We start from the raw sequence: 12,586 nt of genomic DNA on the forward strand, positions 1-12,586 counted from the left end.
CGCACTCTAATTTAATTCATTTTTGAAAGTACTGTTTAGCAGCTTATTTGAGGGAAAACGCCCATGAGCGAGATTCGCAGCGAACTGAAATACGCCTCCAGCCACGAGTGGGCGCGGTTGGAAGAGGATGGCACCGTAACCGTGGGTATCAGCGACCACGCCCAGGATGCCCTGGGTGACGTGGTGTACGTGGAGACTCCGGAAGTGGGCACTACCCTGTCTGCCGGTGAAGAGGCGGGTGTTGTTGAGTCTGTGAAAGCGGCCAGCGATATCTACGCGCCGATTTCCGGCGAAGTCATCGCGATCAACGAAGCGCTGGAAGACGAGCCGGAAACCGTCAACTCCAGCCCTTACGACGACGGCTGGTTCTTCAAGATCAAGCCTAGCGATGAGAGCGAGCTGGACAAACTGATGGACGCGGAAGCGTACAAGGCGGAGAGCGAAGAGGGCTGATTACCCTTTTCTCTTTTCAATGCAAAAACGCCGGGCTTAATGCCCGGCGTTTTTTTTGGTGCCGTTAGTTGGTGCCGTTAGTCGGTGCGGCGTGTCCCGTAAGACCACGCCCGGTGCGCCACCGGCCCCCTTCAAGAGTCCGAATTCGCCTCGGTCTGCTGCGGTTGTACCAGACCGCCGATACCGAGATCCTGCAAATACCCGCGCAATTTCTCTTCGATCTGCTCCGGGCTTTCCATCAGTAGAACCTGCTGCAGCAGCTGGTCCAATTCCGATTTGTTGACTTCCCGGAGTGCCGCTTTGACCCGGGGCAGGTTGGTGGCGTTCATGGACAGGACGTCGTAGCCCATGGCCACAAGCAGCAGGGCGCCGCCGGGATCGCCGGCCAGCTCGCCACAGATACCCACCTTGGTGTTGGTCTCGTGCCCCGCCGTTACCACCTGCAGTAAGGCCTGGAGCAACGCCGGGTGGAAGCTGTGATAGATACCCGCCACGCGGCTGTTATTGCGATCCACGGCCAGCAGGTATTGGGTCAGGTCATTGCTGCCCACGGACATGAAGTCCACGCGCTTGGCCAGTTCGCGGGCCTGATACACAGCCGAAGGCACTTCAATCATGATCCCCAGCGGTGGGCGCTGGATGTTGAAGCCTTCGTCCAGTAACTCATCGTACGCGCGGTCCACCAGTTTGCGCGCTGCCTCCAGTTCGCTCACGCCGCTGATCATCGGCAACATGATGCGCAGGTTATCGAGACCAAGGCTCGCCTTCATCATCGCGCGCACTTGCCCCAGGAAAATTTCCGGATGATCCAGGGTCACGCGGATGCCGCGCCAGCCGAGGAAAGGGTTGGTTTCCTCGATGGGGAAGTAGCTGAGGGCCTTGTCGCCACCGATATCCAGGGTGCGCATGGTTACCGGGCGGGGGGCGAAGGCCTGGAGTTGTTCGCGGTAGATTTCCCGCTGCTCCTCCTCCGAGGGGAAGCGATCCCGCAGCAGGAAAGGCACCTCGGTGCGGTAGAGACCGACGCCTTCGGCACCGCGCTCGAGGGAGCGCACTACGTCTGCCATCAGGCCGGTATTGACCCACATGCGCACGCGGTGGCCATCGGCCGTCTCGGCGGGGAGTTTGGCGAGGTGGTCCAGGTTTCGGGCCAGCTCCCGCTCCTCTTCGACAATGGCGTCGTAGCGGCGCTTCAGCTCCGGTCCGGGGTGTATGTGCAATTCGCCGCGGTAGCCGTCCACCACCAGGTCGACGCCGTCCACCTGCTCCCAGGGCAACTCCTGGGCCCCCATCACCGCCGGTACGCCCATGGCGCGGGCAATAATGGCCACGTGGCTGTTGGCGGAACCCTTGACGGAAATCAGGCCAGCGAGTTTTTCCCGCGGCACATCGGCCAGCACCGAGGCGGTGAGTTCTTCACCGACAAGCACGGTATTGTCGGGATATTCCCGCTGGCTCTGCTCCTGCTGGCGCAGGTGCATCAGCACCCGTGCACCCAGGTCGCGTACATCGGCAGCGCGATCGCGGAAGTAGGAATCGGACATGGCCTCGAAGCGGCGCACATGCTCCAGCATGACCTCGGCCCAGGCGCGGCTGGCAGTGAGTTGTTGGCGGATGCGCTCGCACACTTCGACTGCTATCGAGCTGTCGTCGAGCATACTGATATAGGCGTCGAAGAGGGCGCGCTCTTCCTTGTTCAGGTCGTTCTTCAGGCGCTCGCCCACATCGCGGATTTCATCGCGGGCGGCGGCCAGGGCCTGGTGGAAGAGGGCAAGCTCACCGTCGACATCCATGGTGCAGGCGAACGGAACCGCAGCGAGGTTGGCGGGCGGCGCGACAATATGCGCGCGGCCGATGGCGACGCCGGGGGAGGCGGCGAGGCCGGTAAATTTTGCTTCATTGCGCTGCTGGCCCATGTTGGCCAGGGCGCCGGTAGCCTCGGCGTGAGCGATAACACCGGCGAGCTGGGCCGAGAGGGTGACCAGAAAGGCCTCTTCGCCTTCGTCGAAGCGGCGCCGTTCGGCCTGCTGCACCACGAGCACACCGAGCACATTGCGGTGGTGGATGATGGGGGTGCCGAGAAAGGCGGAGAAGCGCTCCTCGCCGGTGGCGGGGAAATACTGGAAGGCGGGGTGGGCCTCGGCGTGTTCGAGGTTAATGGGCTCCTCGCGGGTGGCAACGTTACCCACCAAGCCCTCGCCGGGTGCCAGGTGAACCTGGCCGACGGCGTCCTGGTTCAGGCCCTGGGTCGCCATCAATACATAGTTGCCGGACTGTTTATCGCGCAGGTACACCGAGCACACCTTGGTGTGCATGATGTCCCGCACGCGCCGGACAATAATATCCAGCACCGAGTGCAGATCCCGTGCGGTGTTGACTTCCTGAACGATGCTGCGCAGTGATCCGAGCAATGTGGCTTTCCTCGCCCTGTTCCTGTGGCCCCGCGCCTTGGCGGGGGCTGTCACTGGCCGTGCGCTGTATCCTTGTTGCCGGACCTGTTGCCCGGCGAAGGGTTACTGGTCGCGCTTCAGCCAGCGTCTTTCCAATTGTATTTGGGTGGGCGCCAGTTCGGTGAGCGCCCGGCGGTAAACTTCCCGTTTGAAGGTCACCACTTTGGTCAGCGGGTGCCAGTAACTCACCCAGCGCCAGTGATCAAATTCCGGCTTGTAGCCATTGTTGAAGCTGATGTTGCTTTCTTCCGCATTCAGCTGCAACAGGTACCATTTCTGCTTCTGGCCGATGCACAGCGGCTCCGAACGGCGGCGCACCAGCCTTTGCGGCAGGCGGTAGCGCAGCCATCCGCGTGTGGTTGCCAGCAAGGTGACCTGGCTGCGGGTCAGCCCGACCTCTTCGTAGAGCTCGCGGTAGAGCGCCTGTTCGGGAGTTTCACCCGGGTTGATGCCGCCCTGGGGAAACTGCCATGCGTCCTTGCCGCCAACCCTGCGCGCCCAGAGCGCCTGTCCGCGCTCATTCAGGACAATGATCCCGACGTTGGGGCGAAAGCCCTCACTGTCGATATTGCTGCTGTCGCCTGGCGCTGTACCAGTGTTCTCCGCGTCCGTTTTGCGGGCAGGGTTGCCGGCGTCGGATTTGCTGTTGCGTGCGGAGTTTCTGGCGGGTCTGCGGCGGTGTTTTCGCCCGGCGGGAGTCTGCTTGCCGTTGCCCAAAATACCGTCCTCAAATTTCAGCGGTGCCGGCTGGCTCAGGCCCCTGGCTAGTCAGGGGCTTCCGCCGCACCATAATGTTCTGCATTGTTCCACAGCGACTGAAATACGGCAATTCAGTGACACCCGTCCGTGTAAGCCCGGTCGCTCCGGGGTAAAATCCTGCGCCTTCGGACAGGGCGTGCAGGGAGGTCGGTGGCTTCCGAGGAGCGGTCTGGCGCATAAACAGGTTAACAGGACAGCCTGTGCGCCAACTGTGCCCTATATTCAATAAAGGAGATTTTTGTGCAGTTGGCGATTTTTGATCTGGACAACACCCTGATTGGTGGCGATAGCGATCACGCCTGGGGCGAGTTTCTGGTAGCCCGGGAATGCGTTGACGGTGAGCGCTTCCGCAGTGAGAACGACCGCTTCTATCGGGACTATCAAAGTGGCGAACTGGATATCTTCGCGTATCTGTCGTTTGCCCTTGAGCCACTGGCGCAACTTTCCCGCGGTCAACTGAATAACCTGCAGCGGGAGTTCATGCAGGAAGTGATCAGTGAGATCTGGCTGCCGCATGCCGAGACCTTGATCCAGCGGCACCGGGACGCCGGGCACCACATCATGATCATCACCGCGACCAACCGCTTCGTGGTTGAGCCCATCGCCTCCCAGCTGCGCGTGGACACCCTGCTGGCCACCGAGCCGGAAGAGGTTGACGGTAAATTTACCGGCCAGGTAGCCGGTCAGCCCTGCTTTCAGGAGGGCAAAGTGGTGCGTTTGCAGCAGTGGCTGGATCAGCACCCGCAGTACGCGCAGGGGGAAAAATGGTTTTACAGCGACTCCATCAATGACCTGCCGTTGTTGCAGCAGGTGGAACACCCGGTGGCCGTGGACCCGGATCAGCGGCTGCACGACGAGGCGCTGTCGCGGGGCTGGCAGGTGATTAGCTTGCGCGGGGACCACGAAGACTTTTTGGGTGCGCTGAGCGCGCTGGATGGTTAATCGTGCTGGTGGGTTGATCGCGCGATCGCGTCATCGCGGGGCTCAGCACTCGGGTATATCGCAATTAATTTTTTTGGAAATAGGATCAGGGCTGGATATCAGGTGAAAAACGCAGTCATCAAACCGTATATGTTGAACCGCCGGGCACTGGCCCTGGCCCTGTGCGGACTGCTGCTGGCCGGTACCGGCTGTGAGCGCGAGCAGCCTGAAGCCGAAGTTGAAAGCGCCGGCGCGGTAGCGCCGACACAGGTAATCAATACCGCGGCGGCCGAGAGTTTCTCCGCAGACTACTGGCAGGCGGGACAGGCGCAGGTGATCGATGCCGAAGCCGCCGCCCAGGCGCTGGAGCGCGCGGTGGTGCAGTTGCTGGAATCGCCCACCGAGGATCATCTGGAGGCGGCCAAGCTCGCATGGCTGGATGCCCACCGCGAACTGGCCGGCGCCCTGCCATTCATCAAAGTGGCCTTTTCGCCGTCGGACCTGCAGCAGCAGGGCAGCGAACTGATGCTGGCGCTGGACAGCTGGCCGGCCCAGGCTGGATACCTGGACACGGTGCCCGGCTATTCCACCAGTGGCATCGTCAACGACACCGCGATTGAGCTGAATCTGGCCAATCTGCGCAAACAGCACCGACTCACGGCCCACGAGGAAGCCAGCACCGGTTTTCACGCGCTGGAGATCATGCTCTGGGGGCCCACCAGTGAGCGCACGGCCGAGCAGTTTGTTGCAGCCAGCGGCGGAGAACAACCGGAAGCCCAGGCCGCCAACCGCCGCCGCGAGCTGACCCGGCTGATTGCACAGGGCATCAGTGAGGACCTGGCGGGACTGGCGCAACGCTGGCCGCTGACGGCCAATGACCTGTCCCAGCGTTACCTGGCGCAAGGTCCGGCAGCGCGCATTCAGTGGATTCGGGCGACGCATGTGGCGTTGCTGCGCAACGAAATTCTGCCGCGCTTGCCGGAGAGTTCGGAGAGTGATGTGGAAAGTGGCCACGCTGCGGACTCCAAGCAGGCGCTGCTCGCTATATTGCGCAATCTGCAGGCCAGCTGGTTGCCGGAAGGGGGCGGCGGCCTTGCGGACCTGATGCTCGATCGGCACCAGGCCGAGGCACTGGCCCAGAATTTTGGTGAGCTGGAAGCGCGGTTGCTGAAGATGGAAGACCCTATCGAGCTGGCAGCACCCGCAGAGCTGCAGCGCAGCCGGCATCAAATTGAAGCCTTGATCGGACTGATTTCCGGAGATACCAAGGTGCCGGCGCGGGATGAGGATATGACGCCGGTCAGCCTGACGGCTCCGGAGGGCGAGGGTTAAGCCGGAACAGGACCGGAAATCACTCGCGCATAAAAAAACCCAGGCAGTGCCTGGGTTTTTTGTTGTCGGTTGCTACCGGCCGTTGATTACCAGCGGCGAACCGGGCCAGTGTCGACGTGCACGAAGTTACTCTTCGGGTAGTAACCTACACCGCCTGCTTTCAGGTCCAGTGCTGCCTGGCGCAGTTTGGACAGTGCGACACCCGGCATGCGGATATCCAGTGCCATACCGCGGGTGTGGTAGCTGCGTCGAGCCACACCGCGGCCAGCTGCGCGCAGCTTGGCGTTGGTCTTCGGCGAACGGTAGCCGGAGATAATTTCTACCTCACCGTTGTAGTTCAGCTTTTCCTTCAGCTTGTACACGATGTCGAACAGTTTCGGGTCCATGCGCGTGACTTCGTTGGCGCGGTGGTCGCGCAGCAGACGGTTGAATTGCTTCAGGCCGCTGCTATCGTAGTCGCCATCCGCCCAGAAAGCGGTGTTCAGGCGCTCACCAGTATGCAGGTTGCGCATTTTCAGAGTGCGCGACTTGCCTACTTTTGCCAATGCGGGGCCGGCTGAAACCGCCGCCGCGGTAGCTGCAGAAACTGCCAAAAACCTGCGTCGTGAAAGTTCTTTCATACCCTGTACCGCCTTTGCTTTCGTAGTAAGTGTTGCCTTCATGAGCCTCTAGTCTTCGAGTGGCTTCCAGTGCTACTCGGTATGGCTGCACTGTACAAAAAATAGCCTTTGGTTACAAACCGATCAGCTCTGATAACGAATTGATCAAAAAATAACCTGGCTATTTTTTTCTAGCAGGCTACCCACCGCGGATTTTTTTTGCCCAGTTGGACGGGAAATCATGGCAAAGTGAGATGACAGCGTTGTCTTTCGGGGAATATTATTTTTCTGTGACTGCTAGGTACAGAAACCCTCGGTCTGGTGGCGGATTCCGGTATATATCGGGCCCGCCGACAGAATACGGGCGTTTGCGCGGGGGTTGGCAGGAGGCTGATCGTGGGAATTCGGGGCTGCAGATGGCAGTCCGCCCCGAAAGCCGGGGCGGACGATATGCTCAGTTATTGGTGTATAGGGCGCCAGAATGGGCGTTTGAAGACCAGTCAGGCCTGTGGGTCACCGATCCCGGTGGTAGATGTCCGGGCGAAACTGCACCTGGCCCAGGGTATCTACCCAGGCGGTAAGGTAGGTAATGAACAGTTTTGGCGGGCTATCTACTTTGATGGTGACCGATTCATCCCCGGTGGTCGCCTGCGCCACCCGGGTTCTGTCCCAGCCCTGTGGTTTGAGCAATGTATAGGCCAGCTCTTCCGGTTGCTGCAGGCGGATACAACCATGGCTGAACGCGCGGTGGCGGTGCTCGAACAGGCTCTGTGCCTGGGTGTCGTGCAGAAAGATGGCCTGTTTGTTGGGGATCACGAACTTGACCCGCCCCAGTGTGTTGCCCGGTCCGGAGATCTGGCGCAGGGTCGCCTTGCCACTGGCGGCGCTCTCGATGCTTGCATCATTGATCGGGCTGGTTCGGTTGGTGCCGTATTTCACCACCCGGTAACCCCGTTTGTGCATCGCCTCGGGATTGTTGCGTGCCTTGGGCAGCAGGTCGGTGAGCAGGATGCTGCGGGGCACTGTCCAGGTGGGGTTGAACACTACCGATACTACTTTTGTGGTCATTTCCGGAGTGCGCTTGGTGCTTTTACCCACCACGGTTTTCATGGTCAGCACCACCCGCTCCTGATCCACCAGTTGCAGCTGGTAGTCCGGTACGTTCACCAGTATGTAGCGTTTGCCGGGTTTCGCCGGCAGCTTGTCCCAGCGTTCTGCGTTCAGTTCCATCAGGCGCGCCAGCTCTTCGGGGGAGCGTTCCAGTTCTTTCAGTGTGGACTTATCGGCGCGCCCGGTAACCTCCATTCCATGGCGGCGCTGATAGGCCTCTACCGCCAGCTTCAGGCCGGTGTCAAAACGCTGTGGCTGGTCATCGGCAATCTTCAGCGGCCCCGGTTGACCGGTGTAATCACCGAACTGCTTTAATAGCTGGCGCAATTGCGCAACCCGCGGACCCCGATCGCCGGCGGCGAGGGGGCCGCCGGGCGCAAGCGGCTGCCACTGCACGGTCATGGCCCGGTAACGTGCGGCCTGTTTGCGCAGCGCATCCCCGGCGGTGGCGAAATTGATGGCGCCATCTTTTCCCGGGCGGGGTGTTTTTGCCGTATCGGTATCAACCGCAAGCTCGGGTGTTTGTTCCTCGGGAATTTCTGGGGTTGGTTCCTGATCATCGCTGCCGGCTGCGGCTTCTTCCTCATTTTCGGCTAAATCTTCATCTTCCGGCGCCGGTGCCGGCACTTTTTCGTCGGCGGAAGGCTGCTGCACTTTGGACTGCTGCTCGGCGTCCGTCTCTGGTTGGGGACTTTTATTTAGCTGAGGGCTCTTATTTGATTGAGGGCCCTTATCTGGCTCAGGACTCTTGTCTGGCTCAGGACTCTTGTCTGGCTCAGGACTCTTGTCTGGCTCAGGACTCTTGTCTGGCTGAGGGCTCTTATCTGGCTGAGAGCCCTGCCGGGTATTTTCAGCTGGTGGTTTGGCGGTCTGCGCGTCGTCTGCGTATGTGATGATCGCCAATGGTAGCAGCGCGCAGCAGCTCAGGGCGGCGACTGCCGAGAGGTGCCGCGCGGCGATCCGCTGCGGGCACTGTCGATTTGCGCTGGGTGTACTGCTCTTGCTGATTTTCATTAGGGCCCCCCTTACCTCACTCTGCTGCGTCGCCGCTTTCTGGATCGGGTTCTTGTGCATCGTCGCTGTCAGCGGGGCGGTCGCGGCCGTAGACATCCGGGCGGAAATTCAGCAGCCCCTCTTCATCGACCCAGGCAGTCCAGTAGGCAATATGGACCGGGATGGGTTGATCCAGGGCCACGGAGCGAGTGCGCGTGCCACTGGCATAACGGGATAGGCGCTCTGCATCCCATTGACCGCGTTTAGGGTTCTGATTGGCAAGAACGATTTCGGCAAATTCCTGGGGTTTTTCCAGGCGTATGCAGCCGTGACTGAAGGCGCGCTGGTTGCGTTTGAACAACTCCTTTCTCTGGGTGTCGTGGAGAAAGATGGCCTGCTGATTGGGAATAATGAATTTGAAGCGCCCCAGGGCATTGCCCTCGCCGCCTCGCTGTTGCAGGGCCACGCTACCCAGGCGCAGGGCGCGCAGGTTGCCACCGCTGAAAGGCACGGATTTACCGCGGTTGTTCACCAGCCGGTAGCCGCCGGCAGCGAGGTTGGCGGTACCCTTGGGCAGCAGTTCGCGCACGGCGATGTTGCGCGGTACCGTCCAGGTGGGATTGAAGACCACACGGGTGAGTCGGGTGGTGAGTAGCGGTGTGGCGTGTTTGGTCTTGCCGACCACCACGCGCATGCGGTACTGCTCTCGCTCCCCCTCCATCAGGCGCAGGGTGTACTCGGGAATATTGACCAGGATGTAGCGCGGTCCCAGGTCTTTGGGCATTTTTTGCCAGCGCTGCATATTGGCTTCCAGGGTGGCGAGGCGCTGTTTGGGGGGGATGTTCAGGTGGTCGCGGGTGGCGCGGTCGACGATGCCATCGGCGCGCAGACCGTGGCGCCGCTGAAACCGTTCCACCGCCCGGCGCACTGTATCGTCGTAAGTTTCTGCGGGCTTTTTACCCGCGCTTTTGCCGCCTTCGGGGCCGCTGTTCTCCAGGGCGGCCCTGGCCATATCGTCGCTAAGAGGCAGGTCGCCGTACTGCATCAGCAGGCTGCGCAGGACCAGCACCTGCGGGTCCCTTACGCCGGGTGCCAGTGTCTGTCCCTTGGGTAGCGGCTGCCAGTGCCCCCCCTCGCTCAGCGCCTGGTATCGCGCGAGTTCTTCCCGCATCAGCGCATACTGGCGTCCGTAGGGCGTGAAGGGGCTGTAGTCATTGCGGTTGCCGGCAACAGCTACCGGGGTGGCGTTCTCGGGTGCTTTTTCGTGGTTTATGTCTGGCGAAGCGCGCTGAGCAGTGCGTGCTTCGGAGGCCTGTGTGACCAGGGCCTCGTCTTCGGTATTGCTACTATCTTTGGCTGGCTGGTCGGCCAGCCCATCCAGCGATAGAGACAGAATCATGGCGGCGCCGAAGCCCAACGGAATTCCCAGCTTGTTACCCATCAACTGACCCCTAAACGATCAAGCAATTACTCATCAAGGCGATTGTCCCGAGGCTGCGAGTGCAAATAGGGCGAACAAACGTCCGGATTTGGTCGCAGTCAGCGATCCACATACCCCTAATTGGTAACTTGTGACCGGAATGGCGCCAAATACGATTGCGGTATTCGGGGAAAGGCTTTCGAGTGGTTTCGGAATATTGGAGAGCGGGACGGAAGGAGATGGCGAGATGCGGAGCCGGGTTTGCCGGGTGGGGTTGCCACCCGGCGTTTGGTGGGCAGTGAGAGAAGAGGGGGCTGGCTCCAATGGGAGCCAGCGATCGATCAGTCGAACTGGTTTACCGCGAGGCCGTCCTTGCCGTAGATGTCCGGGCGGAAGTTCATCCGGCCCTGGCCGTCTACCCAGGCGGTCCAGTAGGTGAGGTAGACCTTCACGTTCTGGCTCATGCGAACTTCGGTGGTGTCGTCACCGGTGGTGAGCTGTTCGATGCGGTAGCGGCTCCAGTCGCCCGGCTCGTCCCGCAGCAGCACCTCGGCCAGCTGGCGCGGTTTGGCCAGGCGCACACAGCCGTGGCTGTAGTCGCGGTCGGTCAGGCCGAACAGGCTTTTGGCGCGGGTGTCGTGAAGATAGATGTCGTCGGCATTGGGGATCTCAAATTTCACCCGGCCGAGGATATTCTGCTCGCCACCTTTCTGGCGCATCAGGAAACCACCGGCGGCCGCGGATTTCAGGTTCTGCGAGGTCAGCGGCAGGTAATCCCCACTGCCGTTCACCACCCGGTAACCCATGTTTTCCATGCCGTGGGGATTGGCGCGGGCCTTGGGCAGTATCTCGTTGACCAGAATGCTGCGGGGCACCGTCCAGGTGGGGTTGAAGACCACGCGGGCGACGCGGGTGTTGATCTCCGGCGTCTGGTGCACTTTCTTGCCCACCACCACATTCATGGACAGCTTGATGCGGTCGTTTTCGACGTAGCTGAGGTTGTAGCCGGGAATATTGACCTGGATGAAGCGATCCCCGAGGTTGGCGGGCAGTTTTTCCCGGCGGCGGATGTTGGTTTCGATAATGTGCGCACGTGCCGTGGGTGAGATATTCAGGCGCTGCCGGGTCTGTTGGCCGACAATGCCGTCGGGTCTCAGGCCGTGGCGTGCCTGGAAGCGCACCACCGCTTCGTGCAACCGCTGGTCAAACTTGTTGCTGTTGTCGTTGCCGTAGCTGTAATAGTCCCCGTACACCGTCAGCATGTTGCGCAGGTGCACCACATTCGCGTGCTTGGCACCCAGGGTCATGGCCGGTCCCGGCGGCAGTGGGCGCCACTGGCCGCGGGCGGCCATATCCCGGTAGCGGGCCAGTTGCTCGCGCAGGGCCTGGGCGTCGCTGCCGAAAGGCGTATTCTCTTCGGTGTACAGTCCCTCACCGTGACTCGGTGTCAGACCGGATCCCTCATCCTGCAGGCTGCGGAAGCGCGGCATCACGCGCGGATAGGCCTGTGGATAACTATGGGTGGAGTAGCGTGACGCGTGGCTGGTACCGTAGCGGGAGCCGTTGGTGTAGGCCTGTTGAGAGCGCTGCTGGGTATAGTAGCGCGAGCGGTCAGTGCTCTGGGCGCTCTGCCCACTGCGGTTGTAGCCACGGAAATACTGCCGGCCGCTGTCGTTGGCCGCATACAGCGGGCTCTCGAATCCACTGGCGGCGTCGTCGCCATCACCGCGGGCGCTGGCCATCTGGAAGCCGCCCTCGGTCAGGTTGACCGGGGTGATGTCCTTGCGGCGCAGACGCGGGTGATGCTTGGGGCTCTTGGGATTGAGCTTGTCCAGCTGGGTATCCTGAGCGTAGGAAATGAAGGCATCCGTCAGCAGTACGTCCAGCACCGCGGCCATCTGCAGGCGCTGTGGGGAGTCCCGCAGGGTGCGGTCGAAATAACCCAGGTGATAGCGGTAGTCCACCATACTGCTGGGATTACCGGAGCTGGAGGCCGTGAGCTGCTTCAGCAGGTCGTTGGCGGTATCGCTGAGGCTGTAGTTATCAAACCACAGCAGCCGGTAATCCGTGCGCCGGTAAATGCGGCGTACGGCCACCGGATTGAAGATCGGGTCCTGGGCCGGCCAGGCGTCGGGGTTGTCCTCCAGCCAGTTCACCAAATGGGGGCGCACGGCATTTTCCGGCAGTACCGGCACCGTTTTCTGATTGGCTGTAAAAGCGTAATAGAGGGCAAACACACACAAACTGCCGAGAAAAATCAGCGGCAGCGGCGATTTGTGTTTGCGACGCTCTGGAATGAAATATGACATGGTACCTCAGCGATACTGCAGGGCGCCGGTTTACAGTGCGGAAGCCGGGTGCCCGATCGTTCATACCTTCCCAACCTTCGGAGTGCCTGTCCTTATTCGATCGACGACCGAGAGTCGCCAACGGCACACCTAAGTCGAGCATCCCGCGCGACCTTCCTTTTATGTAAGCGAAAGTTGAGAGCCGTTTTGCGCGTATCTCAACATCCGCCTGCCTGTGAAATTAAGTATGGCAACAAATGC

General features: G+C 61.0%; 9 protein-coding genes. 3 read left to right on the top strand and 6 right to left on the bottom strand.

Going from position 1 to position 12,586, the window contains the following annotated elements:
• Positions 1–63: 63 nt before the first annotated feature.
• On the top strand, positions 64–453 hold the full coding sequence (gcvH, locus tag GRX76_RS05255) for a glycine cleavage system protein GcvH (RefSeq protein WP_160152348.1): 390 nt from the start codon (positions 64–66) through the stop codon (positions 451–453).
• Positions 454–584: 131 nt separating this feature from the next.
• Here the strand turns inward: gcvH and ptsP are convergent, their stop codons facing one another.
• Positions 585–2,864, bottom strand: a complete 2,280-nt coding sequence (gene ptsP, locus GRX76_RS05260) for a phosphoenolpyruvate--protein phosphotransferase (protein WP_160152349.1) — start codon at positions 2,862–2,864, stop codon at positions 585–587.
• A gap of 102 nt (positions 2,865–2,966) precedes the next feature.
• Positions 2,967–3,470 carry an RNA pyrophosphohydrolase gene (locus GRX76_RS05265; protein ID WP_236250633.1) on the bottom strand — a complete coding sequence of 168 codons (504 nt, stop codon included), beginning with the start codon at positions 3,468–3,470 and terminating at the stop codon, positions 2,967–2,969.
• 432 nt (positions 3,471–3,902) lie between these two features.
• Here GRX76_RS05265 and GRX76_RS05270 point away from each other — a divergent pair, with 432 nt between their 5' ends.
• Together GRX76_RS05270 and GRX76_RS05275 are read left to right on the top strand one after the other, a co-directional pair.
• The gene (locus GRX76_RS05270) at positions 3,903–4,604 is read left to right on the top strand and encodes an HAD family phosphatase (protein WP_160152350.1); all 702 of its coding nucleotides are present in this window, start codon (positions 3,903–3,905) and stop codon (positions 4,602–4,604) included.
• A 102-nt stretch (positions 4,605–4,706) separates the two neighbouring features.
• Positions 4,707–5,915 (top strand): imelysin family protein, encoded by a 1,209-nt coding sequence (locus tag GRX76_RS05275; protein ID WP_236250555.1) that lies wholly within the window; start codon positions 4,707–4,709, stop codon positions 5,913–5,915.
• Positions 5,916–6,001: 86 nt separating this feature from the next.
• Here GRX76_RS05275 and GRX76_RS05280 read toward each other — a convergent pair whose 3' ends face one another.
• The 4 genes from GRX76_RS05280 to GRX76_RS05295 all read right to left on the bottom strand — a co-directional run bounded on the left by GRX76_RS05280 (position 6,002) and on the right by GRX76_RS05295 (position 12,346).
• Positions 6,002–6,535, bottom strand: a complete 534-nt coding sequence (locus tag GRX76_RS05280; RefSeq protein WP_160152351.1) for a DUF882 domain-containing protein — start codon at positions 6,533–6,535, stop codon at positions 6,002–6,004.
• Positions 6,536–7,027: 492 nt separating this feature from the next.
• On the bottom strand, positions 7,028–8,278 hold the full coding sequence (locus GRX76_RS05285) for a murein L,D-transpeptidase (protein WP_236250556.1): 1,251 nt from the start codon (positions 8,276–8,278) through the stop codon (positions 7,028–7,030).
• 376 nt (positions 8,279–8,654) lie between these two features.
• Entirely contained in the window at positions 8,655–10,058 is a 1,404-nt protein-coding gene (locus GRX76_RS05290) for a murein L,D-transpeptidase (protein ID WP_160152352.1), read from the bottom strand.
• Between the two features lie 320 nt (positions 10,059–10,378).
• Positions 10,379–12,346, bottom strand: a complete 1,968-nt coding sequence (locus GRX76_RS05295; RefSeq protein ID WP_160152353.1) for a murein L,D-transpeptidase — start codon at positions 12,344–12,346, stop codon at positions 10,379–10,381.
• Positions 12,347–12,586: the final 240 nt, after the last annotated feature.

Source organism: Microbulbifer sp. ALW1 (assembly GCF_009903625.1).
Lineage (GTDB): Bacteria > Pseudomonadota > Gammaproteobacteria > Pseudomonadales > Cellvibrionaceae > Microbulbifer.

Bases quoted from the DNA above. Each gene is read 5' to 3' on its own strand.
- GRX76_RS05295 (WP_160152353.1), bottom strand. From the start codon at position 12,346: ATGTCATATTTCATTCCAGAGCGTCGCAAACACAAATCGCCGCTGCCG.
- GRX76_RS05290 (WP_160152352.1), bottom strand. From the start codon at position 10,058: ATGGGTAACAAGCTGGGAATTCCGTTGGGCTTCGGCGCCGCCATGATT.
- GRX76_RS05280 (WP_160152351.1), bottom strand. From the start codon at position 6,535: ATGAAAGAACTTTCACGACGCAGGTTTTTGGCAGTTTCTGCAGCTACC.
- gcvH (WP_160152348.1), top strand. From the start codon at position 64: ATGAGCGAGATTCGCAGCGAACTGAAATACGCCTCCAGCCACGAGTGG.